This window comes from Streptosporangium sp. NPDC005286 (assembly GCF_040607515.1).
GTDB lineage: Bacteria > Actinomycetota > Actinomycetes > Streptosporangiales > Streptosporangiaceae > Streptosporangium.
In genome coordinates, this window is the sequence record NZ_JBEXGU010000196.1 from 1 (window position 1) to 16761 (window position 16761).

Annotated in this window: 17 protein-coding genes; 11 read left to right on the forward strand and 6 right to left on the reverse strand. The window is 71.3% G+C overall.

Features of this window, described 5'->3' with window-relative positions; genetic code table 11:
- From ABZU75_RS40165 to ABZU75_RS40175, 3 genes are all read left to right on the forward strand, one after another.
- The coding region (locus ABZU75_RS40165) for an ROK family protein (protein WP_355566623.1) at positions 1–372 on the forward strand (372 nt) is incomplete at its 5' end.
- Positions 369–1118 (forward strand): sugar phosphate isomerase/epimerase, encoded by a 750-nt coding sequence (locus ABZU75_RS40170; protein ID WP_350964936.1) that lies wholly within the window; start codon positions 369–371, stop codon positions 1116–1118. The genes ABZU75_RS40165 and ABZU75_RS40170, both read left to right, overlap by 4 nt.
- Positions 1115–2218: a Gfo/Idh/MocA family oxidoreductase gene (locus ABZU75_RS40175; RefSeq protein WP_355566626.1), complete on the forward strand. Its 1104-nt coding sequence runs from the start codon at positions 1115–1117 to the stop codon at positions 2216–2218. The genes ABZU75_RS40170 and ABZU75_RS40175 overlap by 4 nt, the downstream gene beginning before the upstream one ends.
- A gap of 25 nt (positions 2219–2243) precedes the next feature.
- Here the strand turns inward: ABZU75_RS40175 and ABZU75_RS40180 are convergent, their stop codons facing one another.
- Positions 2244–2435 carry a hypothetical protein gene (locus ABZU75_RS40180; RefSeq protein WP_350926241.1) on the reverse strand — a complete coding sequence of 64 codons (192 nt, stop codon included), beginning with the start codon at positions 2433–2435 and terminating at the stop codon, positions 2244–2246.
- A 17-nt stretch (positions 2436–2452) separates the two neighbouring features.
- On the opposite strand from ABZU75_RS40180, the gene ABZU75_RS40185 reads away from it, so the two are divergent.
- Positions 2453–3097, forward strand: coding sequence for a hypothetical protein (locus tag ABZU75_RS40185; protein ID WP_355566630.1), 645 nt, complete (start codon positions 2453–2455; stop codon positions 3095–3097).
- Between the two features lie 106 nt (positions 3098–3203).
- On the opposite strand, the gene ABZU75_RS40190 is transcribed toward ABZU75_RS40185, so the two are convergent.
- Positions 3204–3665, reverse strand: coding sequence for a PPOX class F420-dependent oxidoreductase (locus ABZU75_RS40190; protein ID WP_350926237.1), 462 nt, complete (start codon positions 3663–3665; stop codon positions 3204–3206).
- A gap of 210 nt (positions 3666–3875) precedes the next feature.
- Between ABZU75_RS40190 and ABZU75_RS40195 the strand changes: the two genes are divergently transcribed.
- From ABZU75_RS40195 to ABZU75_RS40205, 3 genes are all read left to right on the forward strand, one after another.
- Positions 3876–4556, forward strand: coding sequence for a fasciclin domain-containing protein (locus ABZU75_RS40195; protein ID WP_355566633.1), 681 nt, complete (start codon positions 3876–3878; stop codon positions 4554–4556).
- A gap of 349 nt (positions 4557–4905) precedes the next feature.
- Positions 4906–5646 carry a beta-phosphoglucomutase family hydrolase gene (locus ABZU75_RS40200; protein WP_355566636.1) on the forward strand — a complete coding sequence of 247 codons (741 nt, stop codon included), beginning with the start codon at positions 4906–4908 and terminating at the stop codon, positions 5644–5646.
- Entirely contained in the window at positions 5643–8006 is a 2364-nt protein-coding gene (locus ABZU75_RS40205) for a glycosyl hydrolase family 65 protein (RefSeq protein ID WP_355566639.1), read from the forward strand. Before ABZU75_RS40200 ends, ABZU75_RS40205 begins: the two co-directional genes overlap by 4 nt.
- A gap of 219 nt (positions 8007–8225) precedes the next feature.
- Here the strand turns inward: ABZU75_RS40205 and ABZU75_RS40210 are convergent, their stop codons facing one another.
- From ABZU75_RS40210 to ABZU75_RS40220, 3 genes are all read right to left on the reverse strand, one after another.
- Positions 8226–9044 carry an SAM-dependent methyltransferase gene (locus ABZU75_RS40210; protein ID WP_355566642.1) on the reverse strand — a complete coding sequence of 273 codons (819 nt, stop codon included), beginning with the start codon at positions 9042–9044 and terminating at the stop codon, positions 8226–8228.
- Between the two features lie 136 nt (positions 9045–9180).
- Positions 9181–9996 (reverse strand): SAM-dependent methyltransferase, encoded by an 816-nt coding sequence (locus ABZU75_RS40215; RefSeq protein WP_355566645.1) that lies wholly within the window; start codon positions 9994–9996, stop codon positions 9181–9183.
- Positions 9997–10162: 166 nt separating this feature from the next.
- Complete coding sequence (locus ABZU75_RS40220; RefSeq protein WP_355566648.1) at positions 10163–10666, reverse strand: ATP-binding protein; 504 nt, start codon at positions 10664–10666, stop codon at positions 10163–10165.
- A gap of 229 nt (positions 10667–10895) precedes the next feature.
- Between ABZU75_RS40220 and ABZU75_RS40225 the strand changes: the two genes are divergently transcribed.
- Both ABZU75_RS40225 and ABZU75_RS40230 read left to right on the forward strand, forming a co-directional pair.
- Positions 10896–11132 carry a DUF397 domain-containing protein gene (locus ABZU75_RS40225; protein WP_350964956.1) on the forward strand — a complete coding sequence of 79 codons (237 nt, stop codon included), beginning with the start codon at positions 10896–10898 and terminating at the stop codon, positions 11130–11132.
- Positions 11133–11262: 130 nt separating this feature from the next.
- Complete coding sequence (locus ABZU75_RS40230; protein ID WP_350964959.1) at positions 11263–12180, forward strand: helix-turn-helix transcriptional regulator; 918 nt, start codon at positions 11263–11265, stop codon at positions 12178–12180.
- Between the two features lie 146 nt (positions 12181–12326).
- On the opposite strand, the gene ABZU75_RS40235 is transcribed toward ABZU75_RS40230, so the two are convergent.
- On the reverse strand, positions 12327–12869 hold the full coding sequence (locus ABZU75_RS40235) for a TetR/AcrR family transcriptional regulator (protein WP_355566652.1): 543 nt from the start codon (positions 12867–12869) through the stop codon (positions 12327–12329).
- 93 nt (positions 12870–12962) lie between these two features.
- On the opposite strand from ABZU75_RS40235, the gene ABZU75_RS40240 reads away from it, so the two are divergent.
- Complete coding sequence (locus ABZU75_RS40240) at positions 12963–15476, forward strand: molybdopterin-dependent oxidoreductase (RefSeq protein ID WP_355566655.1); 2514 nt, start codon at positions 12963–12965, stop codon at positions 15474–15476.
- 193 nt (positions 15477–15669) lie between these two features.
- The gene (locus ABZU75_RS40245) at positions 15670–16638 is read left to right on the forward strand and encodes an FAD binding domain-containing protein (protein ID WP_355566658.1); all 969 of its coding nucleotides are present in this window, start codon (positions 15670–15672) and stop codon (positions 16636–16638) included.
- The last annotated feature ends 123 nt before the right edge of the window (positions 16639–16761 follow it).

Genomic DNA, 16761 nt, shown 5'->3' on the forward strand with positions numbered 1-16761 from the left:
GCCAGCGGCCCCAGCATGGTCCGCTGGGCGCTGGCGAACGGCTGGGGCGACCCCGGTACCCCGACGGACGCCCGCACGCTCTCGGCCGACGCCGCGCGCGGAGTCCCCATGGCCCAGCTGGCCTTCCAGCGGGCCGCCGACGCGCTGGCCGTGGCGATCCTCACCACGGCGGCGCTCTTCGACATCGACGACGTCGTCATCGGGGGCGGCGTCTCCGGGGCGGGCGAGACCCTGCTCACCCCGCTGCGCCAGGCGGTCGCCAAGCAGGCGGGCCTTGGCTTCCTGCGCCGCCTGAACGTCGAGCGCACCCGTCTGGAACGCGACGCCGGCCTGTACGGCGCCGCGGCACTGGTCCTCAAGGAGAGCCGATGAGCCCACTCGCCGTCCAGTTGTACTCCGTGCGCGAACAGGCGGCCGTCGACCGCCGCGCCGTGCTGCGCCGCATCGCCGAGATGGGGTACGGCGCGGTCGAGCCGTACGACGCGCACCTCGATCCGGATGGGCTCCGCGAGGAGCTGGAGGAGACCGGGCTCGCGGTGTGCAGCGTGCACGCCCCGCTGCTCGACGAGCGGCGCGCGACGGCGCTGGCCGCCGCCGCGGCCATCGGCGCCACGACCGTCATCGTGCCCGCCGCCCCCGCCGAGTGGTTCGCCGGCAGACAGGAGCTGGAGCAGGCGGCCAGGACCATCGGCGAGGTGGCCAGGGAGGCCGCGGACCACGGCCTGCGGCTCGGCTACCACAACCACTGGTGGGAGCTGGAGCAGCGGGTGGAGGGCCGTCCCGCGCTGGAGGTGCTGGCCGACCTGCTGGACCCCTCGGTGCTGCTGGAGGTCGATCTCTACTGGGCGGCGACCGGCGGGGTCGACCCCTCGGGGCTGCTGGCCCGGCTGGGCGAGCGGGTGAGCCACCTGCACGTCAAGGACGGACCCGCCACCCAGGAAGGCCCGATGACCGCGGTCGGCTCGGGCGAGGTGCCCATCGTGGACGCGCTGAACACCGCTCCGGGCGCGGTGCGGATCGTGGAGCTCGACCACTGTGCCACCGACATGTTCCAGGCACTGGCCGACAGCCACGCCTACCTGACCGGCCTCGTCGCCGCCGGGCGGGTGAGCTCGTGACCGGACCGCTCGGAGTGGCGATCGTCGGCTGCGGGAACATCAGCCACCAGTACCTGAACAACCTCGCCTCCTTCCCCGGCGTGCGGGTGGTGGCGTGCGCCGACCTCGACCGGGCACGTGCCGAAGAGGTCGCGGCGCGCTACGGCGTGCCGGTGGCGGCCGCACCGGAGGAGGCGATCTCGCACCCCGACGTGGAGCTGGTGATCAACCTCACGGTCCCGTCCGCGCACGCCGAGGTGGCGCTCGCCGCCGTTCTGGCCGGGAGGCACGTCTACAACGAGAAGCCGTTCACGGTGGACAGGGAGTCCGGAGCGGAACTGGTCGAGGCCGCCGCGTCGGCGGGGGTGCTCCTGGGCAGTGCCCCCGACACCTTTCTGGGCGCGGGGCTGCAGACCGCGGCCCGGCTCGTGGCCGAGGGGGCCATCGGCACGCCGCTCACCGCCCTGACCCTGTTCCAGAGTCCGGGCCCCGAGTCGTGGCATCCCAGCCCCGAGTTCTTCTTCCAGCCGGGGGCCGGGCCGCTGTTCGACATGGGCCCCTACTATCTGACGGCCCTGGTGACCCTGTTCGGCCCGGCGGAGCGGGTGGCCGCCGTCGGCCGCAGGGCCAGGGACGAGCGGGTCATCGGCTCAGGGCCCAGGGCCGGCACGCGTTTTCCCGCGGTGGTCCCCACCCACACGACCGCGCTGCTGGAGTTCGCCGCGGGACAGGCGGCCACGATGATCTTCAGCTTCGACTCGCCGCTCCGCCGCGCCGGGTTCATCGAGATCACCGGTACCGAGGCGACCATGCAGGTGCCCGATCCCAACACGTTCGGGGGTGAGGTGCGACTGCGCCGGGCCGCCGACGAGGAATGGGTGCCGGTTCCCACGACGGGCACCGAGGCCGGTCGTGGTCTGGGCGTGCTCGACATGGCCCAGGCCATCCGTGGGGGAAGGCCGCACCGCGCCACCGGCGAGCTGGGCCTGCACGTCCTCGACACGATGATCGCCGTCGCGGAGTCCTCGGAGCAGGCCGAGTTCGTGAAGATCGCCAGCACCTGCCCGGCGCCCGCACCACTGCCTGAAGGGTGGGATCCGGCCGAGATCCGTTTCGGCTGATTCCCGGACGGCCGCGCCCGAATGGTCAGGGGTTCCGGTCGGCGGGGGCGACGGCCTCGGGGCCGCCCTCGGAGGACTCCGCCAGGCGGGCGCGGAGGCGGGTGCGGATCTCGTCCGGGGTGTAGGCCTGCCGGCGGCGCTCGGCTCGCGCGATCACCACCCCCGTGGCCGCGACACCTGCGACACCTGCCAGACCGAGTACCTTCCACCATCGCATGTGCCTACGCTAGCGGAATGTCCGGTAAGAGCATCAGCCTCGATGAGGCAGTCAACCTGACCCGCACCGGCGACGTGTGGCTGTTCCGCGGCCGAACGGTGCCCGATCGAGCCATCCAGACCGTGACGAACAGCCCGGTGAACCACGTCGGAATGTCGGTGGTCATCGAGGACATGCCCCCCATGATGTGGCACGCCGAGCTGGGCCGGTCCCTGCCCGACCTGTGGTCGGGGACCAACCAGCGCGGTGTGCAGCTGCACGACCTGCAGGAGGCGGTCACGGTCTGGGCCACCAGATACGGCCAGCGCGGCTGGCTGAGGCAGCTGGAGCCGCAGGTCACCCGCGAGATGGAGGACGCCGTTCTGCGCACCGTCGCCCGGCTGGACGGCACGCCGTTCCCGTCGACGGCCAGGCTCGCCGGTCGCTGGGCGAAGGGGCGGGTGCCCAGGATCTTCAAGCGGGGCACCGGGGAGAGCGCCCTGGAGAGCGCCTACTGCGCCGAGGTCGTCGCGGTCACCTACGAGGCCATGGGGCTCCTGCCCGGCGGCCGCAGGCCGAACTGGTACGACCCGGGCCGGTTCTGGAGTGGTGACGACCTCGAGCTGGCCGGCGGTTTCCGGCTCGGCGGAGAGATCACCGTGAACCTGGGGCAGGCCCCGTAGGGGGAACGGAGCGGCGGGCCGATACGTGTGCGGCGCCCACCGTGACACCGGTTCCCGGCAGGGCGCCCTGGTCTCCGGGACGCGGTCCTGGCCGACCTGGGGTGATTCACGCCAGCCGGGCGGGGAAGCCTCCCGTGGCGATCGGGCCCCAGCGCTCGGGGGTGAGACGCAGCAGCGACTTGCCCTGCCGGGTCATGGCCGCGCGGTACTCCTCCCAGTCGGGGTGCTCGCCGGAGATCGACCGGTAGTAGTCGACCAGCGGTTCGAGGGCGTCGGGCAGGTCGAGGACCTCGGCCGCGCAGTCCACCTGCACCCAGGGGCCGTCGAAGTCGTCCGACAGGACCACGACGCTCACCCGGGGGTCGCGGCGGGCGTTCGAGGCCTTGGCGCGCTCGGGATAGGTGGACACCACGATGCGGCCCTCGGCGTCGACGCCGCAGGTCACCGGGGACGCCTGTGGCCTGCCGTCGCGCCGCGTCGTGATGACCAGCGCGCGGTGGCGATCACGGAGGAAATCCAGCAGCCGGTCGTGTGAGACGACCTCGTTGGTCGCGATCTTTGGGCTCATGCTCCTACTGTACGGGGATACGGCGCGCCTGAATTAACGCTCTGCCGGGTGGAAAATGGCCCTCTTTCTCGGGAGATATGTGGTCAAGAGTCTTCTAATGGGGCATTTGGCGCCAAATCTCAGGGAATTGATCTCCAATACAGCACATGAGTGGCTCGGGAACCGGCCGACGGACCCCGGTGGCTCATCCGCCCAATCAAGGAGATAACCGTGAAGCAGAAGTCTCTTCTGGCATCGGCCCTGACCGTGCTCGCCCTGTCCGCCGTCCCCGCCGCGCAGGCGGTCGCCGCCCCCGCGCGCATCACCTCTCCCACGCCGGTTCCGACGGACATGGCCTCCAGCCCGCCGATGGAGAGCGCCGCGCCCACGGAATCCATGATGCCCGGCGAGAGCGGATCGCCCGAGCCTTCGGGCGCGATGACGGAGCCGTTCGGCCCCGGCTGCGCGTCCCTGCCCACCAGCGGGGCGGGAAGTCCCAGCGAGATGGCGACGCAGCCGGTCGCCACCGCCATCGCCTCCAGCCCCGACCTGTCCACGCTGTCCAAGGCGATCGATCAGGCCGGTCTGACCGAGAAGCTCAACTCCGCCAAGGACATCACGGTGTTCGCGCCCACCAACGCCGCGTTCGACAAGATCCCGAAGGAGAAGCTCGACAAGATCCTGGGCGACAAGGAGAAGCTGACCAAGCTCCTGGGCTACCACGTCGTCGAGGGGAAGAAGACTCCGCAGGACCTCGCGGAGGGCGAGCTGACCACGATGGAGGGGGGAACGCTGAAGGTCAAGGGTTCCGGTGAGGACTACACGGTCAACGACGCCAAGGTCGTCTGCGGCGACATCCAGACCTCCAACGCCGTCGTCTACCTCGTCGACGGGGTGCTCAAGCCCAAGTGATCGCGGTGGCCCAGTGGTCGCGATCCGGCCGGGCGAGGGGTGCCTGCGGGGGCGCCCCTCACCCGTGGCCGTCTCGGCGGTCTTCTGCTGGTCGTCCACCACCTCCTTGAGTGGTGCCGCGAGGCCGCGCCGGCGGCCGGCGGCTGATCTGGAGGCGCAGATGGACACCACCTGTGCCTCTCGGAGGAGGAACCGGGGACTTGGAGGTGTGCCGGCGTGCCGCCGACTACCTGGCCGCGGGTCAGCTCCACCTCATGACCGACCCGCTGCCGCATGAGTCGCTGAGTCCTGAGCACGTCGAACCCCACTCGCAGATATTCGTGGGGATCGTGCCGGGAAGGTGTGGTCCATGACGAGGTTGGGGATCCCCGACGAGATCCGTGCCTGCCTGTTCGATCTCGACGGCGTGCTGACCAAGACGGCGGTGGTGCACGCGGCCGCCTGGAAGCAGATGTTCGACGACTTCCTCAGACGGCGAGACGGCGAGAGGTTCCGCCCGTTCGACGCGGTGGACGACTACGACGCCTACGTCGACGGGCGCCCGCGTTTCGACGGGGTACGTACCTTCCTCGCCGCGCGCGGCATCGTGCTGCCCGAGGGGGAGCCGGGCGATCCGCCCGAGCGTGACACCGTGCACGGCCTGGGCAACCGCAAGAACCTCCTGGTACTGGAGAAGATCCGCAAGGACGGAGTGCAGGCGTATCCGGGGTCGGTACGCCTGGTGGTGGCGGCCCGCGGTGCGCGGCTCGCGACCGCGGTCGTGTCCTCCAGCGCCAACTGCCAGGCCGTCCTGGCCGCGGCCGGCATCGAGCGGCTCTTCGACGCCCGGATCGACGGCGTGATCGCGGCCGAACGGGGGCTCGCGGGCAAACCGCACCCGGACACCTTCCTCGCGGCGGCGCGCGACCTGGGCGTCCCACCCGCCGGCGCGGCGGTCTTCGAGGACGCGCTGGCCGGAATGGAGGCCGGCCGGGCGGGCGGATTCGGCTACGTCGTCGGGGTCGACCGGGCCGATCAGGCGGACGCGCTGCGCGCGCACGGCGCGGACGTCGTGGTGAGGGACCTGGCCGAGCTGCTTCGGGAGGAATGATGATCAGCCATCCCTCGTACGCGGTCGAGCCGTGGAGTCTGCGGGAGACCGCCCTGCACCTGGAGGTACTGGCGCAGAGCGAGTCGGTGTTCGCGCTCGCCAACGGGCACATCGGCTGGCGTGGCAACCTGGACGAAGGGGAACCGCACGGTCTGCCCGGCACCTACCTCAACGGGGTGTACGAACGGCACCCGCTGCCGTACGCGGAGGCCGGCTACGGTTATCCGGAGATCGGCGAGACCATCCTCAACGTCACCAACGGCAAGATCATCCGGCTGCTCGTCGACGATGCGCCGTTCGACCTGCGCTACGGCCGGTTGCGCTCTCATGAACGGCTGCTGGATCTGCGCGCGGGGGTCCTGCGGCGCACCTGCGTGTGGACCTCACCGTCCGGGCGAACCGTCCGGGTCCGCTCGACCCGGCTGGTCTCCTTCACCCAACGAGCCGTCGCCGCCGTCGCCTACGAGGTGGAGCCGCTGGACGCGGCCATCCGTGTCGTCATCCAGTCCGAACTGCTGGCCAACGAGCAACTGCCGCGGCCATCCTCCGTCGACCCGCGGGTTTCGGCTGCCCTGGAGACATCCCTGCGACCGGAGGAACACCTCGCCGAGAGCACCCGGCTGCGCCTGGTCCACCGCACCGCCGACAGCGGCCTGCGGGTCGCCGCCGCGGCCGACCACCTTGTCACCGGACCCGACTCGACACAGACCTACGGCGAGAGCGGCGCGGACGTCGGCCGGTTCACCATCACGGCGTCGCTGAACCCCGGGCAGGTCCTGCGGCTGGAAAAGCTGGTCGCCTACGGCTGGTCGGGGGTGCGTTCACTGCCGGCGATGCGCGACCAGGTGGAGGCCGCGCTCGCCGGAGCGCGCAGCACGGGCTGGCCGGGGCTGGTGGCGCAACAGCGCGGCTACCTGGACGATTTCTGGGCCGGCGCCGATATCGAGATCGACGGTGATGCGGAGATCCAGCAGGCAGTGAGGTTCGCACTCTTCCACGTGCTGCAGGCCGGTGCCCGCGCCGAGTGCCGGGCCATCCCCGCCAAGGGCCTGACCGGATCCGGCTACGACGGTCACTGCTTCTGGGACACCGAGACCTTCGTTCTGCCGGTGCTGACCTGTACCGTGCCGCAGGCCGTGGCCGAAGCGCTGCGCTGGAGGCAGTCCACACTGCCCCCGGCTCGGGAGCGGGCGGCCCAGCTCGGCCTCCAGGGCGCTGCCTTCCCCTGGCGCACCATCGAGGGCCTGGAGTGCTCCGGATACTGGCCCGCGGGTACCGCCGCCTTCCATGTGAACGCCGACATCGCCGACGCCGTCCTGCGCTACCTCGCCTTCACCGGGGATCAGGAGTTCGAGCGCGACGTCGCGGTGGAGTTGCTGGTGGAGACGGCGCGATTGTGGTGCTCGCTCGGTCACCACGACCACCAGGGCCGCTTTCACATCGACGGGGTGACCGGACCCGACGAGTACAGCGCGATCGCCGACGACAACCTGTACACCAACCTCATGGCGCAGGCGAACCTGCTGGCCGCCGCCGACATCGCCGGACGGCATCCCGGCCGTGCCGCCTCCTATGGGGTGGGCGACGACGAGGCGACCGCCTGGCGTGCCGCCGCCCACACCATGGCCGTGCCCTACAACCACGAGCTGGGGGTCCACGAGCAGTCGGCCGGATTCACCCGCCACCAGAAGTGGGACTTCGCGAGCACGCGGCAGGATCAATATCCGCTGCTGCTGCACTTCCCCTACTTCGACCTGTACCGCAAACAGGTCGTCAAACAGGCCGACCTGGTCCTGGCGATGTACCTGCGCGGCGACGCGTTCGACCCGGAGCAGAAGTCACGCAACTTCGCCTACTACGAACCGCTGACCGTGCGGGACTCCTCCCTGTCCGCCTGCAGTCAGGCCATCATCGCCGCCGAGACCGGATACCTGCGCCTCGCCGACGACTACCTCGGCGAAGCCGCGCTGATGGACCTGGAGAACCTGGAGCACAACACCCGCGACGGCCTGCACATCGCCTCCCTGGCCGGTACCTGGCTGGTGCTGGTCGCCGGCTTCGGCGGCATGCGCCACCGGGACGGTACACTCCACTTCGCGCCCCGCCTGCCGGAAACCCTCACTCGGCTGCTGTTCACCGTGCAGATCCAGGGCCGAAGCCTGCAAGTGGAGATCACCGGTTCCGCCACCACCTACCGCCTGCTCAAGGGAGCCGATCTGACGATCCGGCACTACCAGCGGCCGGTCACGCTCAACGGCCGGCGTCCGCAACAACGCCCCACACCACCTCTGCCGCCCCGTCCCGAGCCCCGGCAGCCACCAGGACGCCGCCCGAAATCCCGCCACCCCGAACACATGTGACAACACACCTGCCGCCGCACACCGAACCCGATCACAGCGGCTGCGGCAATCCTCGGTGACGTGGCGGAGCATAAGGACAGGCGGACCGGGCCAAGCGGCGCAGGAAGATCACAGCCCGTCTCGCCTGCTCACCAGGCAGGACGCGCGCTGCCCGCTCCGCGGAGAGCTACCCGGCGAGAAGACCACCCTCCCGCCCGTCAGGGGAACGGGCGAAGCCGGTCAGGATTCGACCTTGCGGGCTACCCCGCCCATCGTCCACGTCTTCTCACGGCCCTGCGTCGCCAGCGGGTTGTCGGGGCGCCAGTGGCGGACGTAGACCAGGCCGGGCTCGACCAGCTCCAGCCCGTCGAAGAAGCGCAGCACCTGGTCACTGCGCCGGGAGGCGTCCTCATGGCGGCCGAGGACCTTCCGGTAGATGTCGACCAGCGGACCCGCCGCCTCCGGGCGCGTGTCGAAGACGACGTGGCCGATGGCGAAGTGGCTGCCCGCGGGCACCGCGTCGCGCAGGATCGCCACGTTCTTGTGCGGGTTGTCCTCGTCGGGGATGAACTGCAGGGCCGACAGGATCAGGACGGCCACCGGCAGGTCCAGGTCGATCAGGCGCCGCAGCTCGGGGTCGTTGAGCAACTCGCGGGGGTGCAGCACGTCACCCTCGACGATGGTGGTGTGGAGGTTGGTGGCCAGCATGGCGCGGGCGTGGGAGAGCACGACCGGATCGGTGGCGACGTAGACCACGCGGGTGTCCGGCGCGATCGCCTGGGCCACCTGGTGGACGTTGTTGCGGGTGGGCAGCCCGGAACCGAGGACGACGAACTGGGTCATGCCCAGCTCGACGAGATAGCCCGTCACCCGGCGTAGGAAGGCCTGAGCCTCCTGGGACATGGTCCTGATCTCCGGCGCGATGGCGAGCACTTCCTCGGCGGCCTTACGATCGGCGGCGAAGTTGTCCTTGCCCCCCAGGAAGTAGTCGTTCATCCTGGCGATGTTGGGCACGCTCGTGTTCAGGCCGGCCGCCGGTCGCCGGTCGGCGTCGCTCATCTGTCATCTCCTCTGTCGCCTCTGACGTCCTCCCCGGCTCGCGGTCCGGGGATTTCGGCACCCGGTCGGTTCCGGTGACACTCAACTGTCAGGGCGTGGGTAACGATCGAGGGGCCAAGCTGTTTTCCGGGGCAGTCTATTCCTTGCGGCCTACTCCGCCGACGACCCAGACGGAGTCCGGCCGGTGGGGCGCCGCGCCCTCCGGCCGCCACCGGGGAATGTAGACGAGGCCCGGCTCGACGGGTTTCAACCCATCGAGGAAAGGCTCGACCTCGGCTCTGGTGCGCAGGTTCGCGCGGCGGGGACCGGTGATCGACCCGCGATCCTGAAAGAGGTCGGCGAGCTTCGCGGTTCTCTCGGGACACAGGTCCGAGACAGCGTGGGAGATGGCCATGTAGCTGCCCGGGGCCATGGCCTTCCGCAGGGTGGCGGTGACCCGCAGGGCCTCGGCGTCGTCCGGGAAGTCGGTCAGGAACGAGAAGAGGAGGATCGCCACGGGCCGATCGAGGTCGATCACGCCGGTGAGGCCGGGATGGGCCAGCAGGCCTTCCGGGTCGCGGGCGTCGGCCTCGATGACCGTGGCCCGGCCGTCCTCCTTCAGGAGGGCCCGGGCGTGCACGACGACCATCGGGTCGTTGTCGACGTAGACGACCCGCGCGTCGGGAGCGATGTCGTGCAGGATCTGGTGCGCGCTGCCCTGGGTCGGCAGTCCGCAGCCGATGTCGATGAACTGGCGTATGCCGGTCTCGGCGAGAAACCGCACGACGCGGCCGAGGAACCTGCGTCCCTCCACCGACATGGCGGGAAGTTCGGGGGCCAGTTCGAGCGCCACCCGCGCGGCGTCGCGGTCGGCGGCGAAGTTGTCCTTGCCACCCAGGAAGTAGTCGGCTATCCGGCCCGCGTTCGGGATCGTGGGGTCGAACCTGAGGCGCTCAGGTTGCGGCGACGCCATGATGTCCTCCGTCCGGCGGTGCGGCTTTCAGCGGACATTATCGGCCTTCAGGCCCCGAGGTGATGTATTTCGGGTCAATAACCCCTTCTGGCGGCGCATCTTCCTGATGCTCGGCTGCCTGCGCTCCGGTTGGGCGCCGTTTCGCCGGTGACGGGCCGCGCCGCGCTCAGTGGCAGGCCTCCAGGTGGCGTCCCCCTCTCCCGGGGAGGGCGAAGGCCGCCCATACCGCCTTGCCGCGGGTCTCCAGGGGAGCCCAGCCCCACATCTCGCTGATGCCGTCGACCACCTGTAGCCCCCGGCCGCTCTCCGCCTCGTAGTCGGGCTCGCGCAGGCAGGGCTCCTGGTCACTGGAGTCGGTGACCGCGCACAGCATCGAGCGTTCGGTGTGGCAGAGGATCACCTTGACCTCGGGGCAGGCCCGGGAGTGCTGGACGCCCCGCGTGCCGTGACGTACGGCGTTGGTCACGAGTTCGGAGACCACGACACCGGTGTCGTCGATCAGTTGCTCGAGTTCCCAGGCCCTCAGGGCGCCGGCGGTGAACTCACGGGCGGTCCGTGCGACGCACGGATCGTGGCGAAAGCTGCGTACGGCCATCTGCAGCCGGTTGACGTGGCTCTCGCCACCGGCCCAGGGGGGCAGGCCGCTCGGGGGCAGTAGGTGATCGAGCATCGACAACCACCGTTCCCACCCTCCGATCTCAGCTCGGATGGGTGTGGCTTCATGTCTCTGGTAACCAGTCATCGACGACCTTGGGGGTGGGCGATCGTGCGGCAAGGGCGATCCGTCTAGTCATCTTGCACGCCGTAATGTGCATAGGCAAGTACAGATGCACGTGCATCTGCACAAAAAGCTCTATGCTCGTGGTGTTGTTTCCCTCCCTAATCGGTGAGAGGCGAGGATGAACCAGCTGTACAACGGCATGCCGGCAGCCCTGATGGGCGGAATCGTCTGGCGCAAGAGCCACTTCAGCAACCCCAGCGGCAACTGCGTGGAGCTCGCGGAACTCCCCGACGGCAGGGTCGCGATGCGCAACTCCCGCGATCCCGAAGGGCCCGCGCTGATCTACACGCGCCGCGAGGCCGACGCCTTCGTCCGCGGGGTGAAGAGCGGGGAGTTCGACGACCTGATCACCTGACTGCCGGCGAGAGGTGGTTGAAGAATAAAATTCTCTATGGCCTGGGCTTGGCGGGCGGAGTACCGTGAAAGGTCGCGATCGCCGCAAGGAAGTCGGAACAGGCTCGCGTTCCGTGCCCAAAGGACTGTAGATGATCACACCTCACGCCGACGGTCAGCCGGTCGTTCCAACCCCGATGGCCGTGCCGAGGGGCAGTTCCACGGTGCTGCGGATCGTCCTGGGAGCGCAGCTCCGCCGTCTGCGCGAGCACCGGGGCATCACCCTGGAGGAGGCGGGGAACGCCATCCGGGCCTCGCACTCGAAGGTCAGCCGCATGGAGCTCGGCAGGGTCAGCTTCCGGATCAGGGACGTCGCAGACCTGCTCACCCTGTACGGCGTGACCAGCGAGGACGAGCGGGAGCCGCTGCTGTCCCTCGTCGAGAAGGCCAACCTCACCGGCTGGTGGCACAACTACAACGACGTGCTGCCCAGCTGGTTCGAGACGTACGTGGGGCTGGAGGAGTCGGCCACCGGCATCCGCAACTACGAGGTCCAGTTCGTGCCGGGACTGCTGCAGAGCGAGGGGTACGCGCGAGCCGTCGTCCAACTGGGCTTCCCCTCGGCCTCCCGGGAGGAGCTGGACCGCCGGGTGCGGCTGCGCATGGCGCGCCAGCGGCTGCTGCGAGGCTCCGCGCCGCCCCACCTGTGGGCCGTGCTGGACGAGGCCGTGCTGCGCCGCCCGCTCGGCGGGGTTCAGGTGATGTGCGAGCAGATCGACCACATCCTGACGGCGCTCGAACTGCCCAATGTGACGGTCCAGATCGTGCCCTTCAGCGTGGGTGGGCACGCCGCGGCCGGCGGGCCCTTCAGCATCCTGCGGTTCGCCCAGCCCGACCTGCCCGACGTGGTCTACCTGGAACAGCTCACCAGCGCCGTCTACCTGGAGAAGCGCGACGACGTCGACAGCTACCTGGAGGTCATGGAGCGCCTGTGCATCGAGGCCGAGCCGGTCACCCGCACCCGCGAGATCCTGCTGGGAATCCGTGAGGAGCTGAGCAGGAAGCGCTAGCCGGGAGGCGGGGGGCGACCCGCCGCCGCCTCGCCCCCCGGCGGTCTCGCCCCTGGGGAGAGGCTCTCGCCGCGTCCGCGCTCCCGCGCCGTGGTCGCGAGGGCGCCGCCCCGATCTGATCGCGGAGGTGGCCGGGCTCCGGGTCGTCAGTCCACGAAGGGGGCCACCAGGACGTCGACGATGTCCTCGTAGCCGAGTCCCTTGTGCGCCAACTGCCCGGCCACCGCGAGTTCCGCGAGGCCGTGGGCCGTCGAAAGCAGGGCCATCAGCCGGGCCTTGGGTACCGTCCCCTCCCCGGCGCCCGCCATGCCGAGCGCCGTCGTCACCTGGTCGATCGCCTCCTCCAGTTCCGGATGGTGGCCCGCGAGGAACTCCGAGGCGAACACCAGCCGGTACTCCTCACGGTGCGCCGTGGCGTACTCGACGTAGCTCAGGTAGAAGGCCCGCAGCCGGTCGCGCCGGTCGGCTTCCTGCGAGATCGCCGCGGCGACGTGCGCGCTGAGGTCGGCGATGACCCGGACGGCGAGCGCGGCCAGCAGTGCGGTCTTGTCGGTGAAGTGCCGGTAGGGGGCCGTGCGGGACAGGCCGGTCAGGTCGCCGACGGCGCGCAGTGTCACGGCGTCGAGCCCCTCCTCGCGCAGCAGCCTCAGCGCGCTCTCGACCAGGCGGGTCCTGGTGTCGTCCATCATGCGCCCGCACCTTCCCCGGCAGCCTGTGTTGACAATGTCAACGTAGCTGGTTGACACTGTCAACGTGATGTTGACGACGTCAACTGGAGAGCTATGAAGATCACGGTGAACGGCGTCCCCGCCACGGTGGACGCAGGCTCCGACGACGCCGCAGTGGACGTCCTGCGCGACGGGCTCGGCCTCACCGGTGCCAAGGCCGCCTGCCGCACCGGGGTCTGCGGCGCCTGCACGGTCATGGTGGGCGGCACGCCCCAGGCGAGCTGCCTGCTGCCCGCCGCCGTCCTGGAGGAACGCGAGATCGTCACCGCGGAGGGCCTCGACCATCCCGTCCAGCGGGCGTTCGCGGTCCACGACGGCCTGCAGTGCGGCTACTGCACGCCAGGGTTCGTGGTGGAGGCCGCGGCCTTCGTCGACGCCTGGCGCGCCGAGCACGGCGACGTCGCTCCGCCGCGCGAGCGGATCGCCGCCGCCATGGCGGGCCACCTGTGCAGGTGCGGAGCCTACGAGGGGATCCACGCGGCGATCGCCGCCGCCTGCCGGGGAGAACACGACGGCGCTCCGGGGACACCCGCCCGCCTGGAGGCGATGGACAAGATCACCGGCCGGGCCCGCTACACCACCGACGTACGCCTGGACGGCCAGCTGGAGGGGGTGGTCATTCGCTCCACCAGGGCACACGCCCGCGTCACCGCGGTGACCGCCGGCACCGCGCACGTCGTCGACCTGCTGCCGCCCGACCGCACCGTCCGCTACGCGGGCCAGCCCGTCGCCGCCGTGGCCGCCCCCACCCGCCGCGAGGCCCTGGCGATCGCGGAGGCCGCGGAGATCGGCTACGACCCGATGCCCGCCGCGCTCGACGACACGCCCCAGGCCCCGCCCGTCTACGACGAGTCCACCAGGAAGCACGCCCCCAGCTCCAGCGAGGGGTTGGACCTGCCCGGCGGCTGGCACGGCAATGTGCGCGGCCCCTTCACCAGGGCGAGCTGGCGCGGACGCACCGCCGTCAAACGGATCGAGGCCGCGCGGCGCGACGCCGACCCCCGCCTGGTGACCGGCACGTTCACCACCGCCGTGCAGGTCCACACCCCGATGGAGCCGCACGCCTGCGTGGCCCGCTGGGACGGCGAGGGCGACCTCCACCTGCACCTGTCCACCCAGACCGTGGGCCTGGCCACCGAACACGCGGCCAGACACTGGAACCTGCCCGCCGACCGGGTCCACGTCGTCGCCGATCACGTCGGCGGCGGTTTCGGGGCCAAGAGCGGCGTCACCGTCGAGACGGTCGCGGCCGTCGAGCTCGCCCGGGCCTGCGGCGCACCGGTCCGCGTGGTGTTCGGCCGCGCCGAGGAACTCACCGACGCGGGCAACCGCCCCGGTACCCGCACCACGCTCGAACTGCTCACCGACGACCGGGGCGACCTCGCCGCCCTCACCGTGGACGTCCACGGGCGCGGCGGCGTGGCCATCGGATCGATGGTCGCCGGGATGGCCCGCCTCATGTACGGCACCGCGCCCCGGCGGCTCCGCGACTACGACGTGGTCACCAACGAGCCGCCGGGCACCCCGTTCCGCGGACCTGGGGCGCCGCCCCTGCTCTGGGCGCTGGAGCAGGCGGTGGACGAGGCCGCCCACCGCCGCGGCGAGGACCCGATCGCGCTGCGCCGCCGCTGGGACGGCAACCGCAAACGGCACGCCCTCTACGACAGGGCACTGGCCCTGCCGCTGTGGGCCGACCGGCCGCGGACCGGCTCCCAGACGGGCCGCTTCCGCAGGGGCGTCGGGGTGGCCGCCGCCAACTGGCTCTACATGCTCGACCCCGCCACCGAGGTGGAGCTGCGCGTCGAGGGCGACACGGTCGTGGCCGCCACCTCGACCCAGGACATCGGGACCGGCATCCGCAGCGTCATCGCCGACATCCTGCGGGAGGAACTCGCGCTGCCCGCCGAGCGCGTCCGCGTCGAGATCGGCAGGACGGGCACTGTGCACGGACCACCCTCCATCGGCAGCCGCACCACGGCCTCGGTCGCCCCGGCCGTACGCGACGCCGCGCGGCGGCTGCGGGAGCTGGGCCTGAGCGACGGGGCCAGGGTCGTCGGCAGGCGCCGCCGCGACCGGCGCGGCTACCTGACCCCGGTCGCGGTGGCCGGTATAGCCCTCGGCCGGGGGTTCAGCGGCGCCGTCCACGTCACCGAGGTCGAGGTCGACACCCGCCTGGGAGCCGTCAGGCCGCTGCGGGTGTGGGCGGGGATCGCGGTGGGCCACATCTACGCCGAACGGCTGGCGCGCAGCCAGTGCGAGGGCGGCGTCGTGCAGGGCATCGGCTACGCGCTGTACGAGGAGCGCCTGGTCGACCCGGTGACGGGAACCGTGCTGACCGCCAACCTCGACGACTACCGCATTCCCGGCATCGGTGACACCCCCGAGATCACTGTGCACTTCCACCGCGACGGCTGGGACCACGTCAACGGCAACGGCGTCGGAGTCGGCGAGATCTCCACGATCGGCGTGGCCGCCTCGGTGGGCAACGCCGTCCACAACGCCACCGGCTGGCGCCCCCACGACCTGCCCATCCGCCCCGACCGGCTCCTCGAAGGGATCTCCCGTTGACCTCCTCCCCGAAGCCGCCCCCCGGATTCCCCGGAGCGGGTCCGCTCTCCCCGGAGCCGGACCCTGAAGCCCTCGCGACGAGGCTCCCGCCGGCCCCTTCCCCGGGGCCGTACCTCGTGCTCTCCGAGGGAGCCGTCCCATCGGTCCTTTCCCCGGAGCGGCGGTTCCGGGGCCGCGCACCGGAAGGCGTCCGATGACCGGGCTCACCGACCTCGACGACCTCGGCGACGCCGTGCGGCGCGGGGGCGAGTTCCGCGCCGGAGGCACCGACCTGATGGGCCGCCGCGCGGCCGGGCCGCACGTGGACCTGCGCGGCCTGCCCGGTCTGACCGGCCTCGCCTGGCAGCCGGACGGCGCAGTCCGGATCGGCGCGCTGACCACGGTCGCGCGCGTCGCCGCCGACGCGCGTCTCGGTGCCGCCCACCCCTGCCTGGCGCTGACGGCGGCGGGCCTGGCCACGCCCCAGATCCGGGAGGTGGCCACGGTCGGGGGCAACCTGCTGCAGCGCAACCGCTGCGCGTACTTCCGCGGCCCGTCCTTCTCCTGCCACCAGAACGGCGGCGGCCACTGCCCGGCCCGCGCCGGGCTCGCCCCGAACGCCGCGATCGTCGACACCGGACCGTGCATAGCCCCGCACCCGTCGTCGCTGGCGGTGGCGCTGCTCGCCTGTGACGCCCTGGCCGAGGTCCACGGCGGTGTCCGCGATGATGTCCGAGATGATGTCCGCAGTGGGGCCCCGTTCCCGGTCGGCGACCTGTACGGGGACGGCTCCGACCCCACCCGTGACCACCTGCTGGGGCCGGGGGAGATCCTGCTGTCCGTCCTCCTGCCGCCGTCCGTGCCGGGCGAGCGGGCCGCCTACCACCGGGCGATCGGCAGGTCCGAGGCCGAGTGGCCGCTGGTGGAGGCGGCGGCGCGGCTGGTCGTGGACGGCGGCAGGATCACCTTCGCCAGGGTGGCCGCGGGCGGCGTCGCCCGCGTCCCGGTGCGCCTGCCCGAGGTCGAGGAGGCGCTCCTGGCCGGGGAACCTCTCGACCGGGCGGCGGGGCTGGCCACCGCCCGGTGTACCCCGGCGGCTCGCAACCGTTACAAGCTCGCCCTGCTCTCCGGGACCGTCCTGGAGGTTCTGGAGCGCGCCACCGGAACCGCCGGGCACCGCTGACCGGCTCGCCCGTACCGACCCGCGCGGCTCCTCGGCGTACCCGGACGGCGGTCCGAGGTGTTTTGGGGGTGGGGGCGTCTGAGCGCCAGGCACGGCACAACACCACCCGGAAACCCCCCCCCG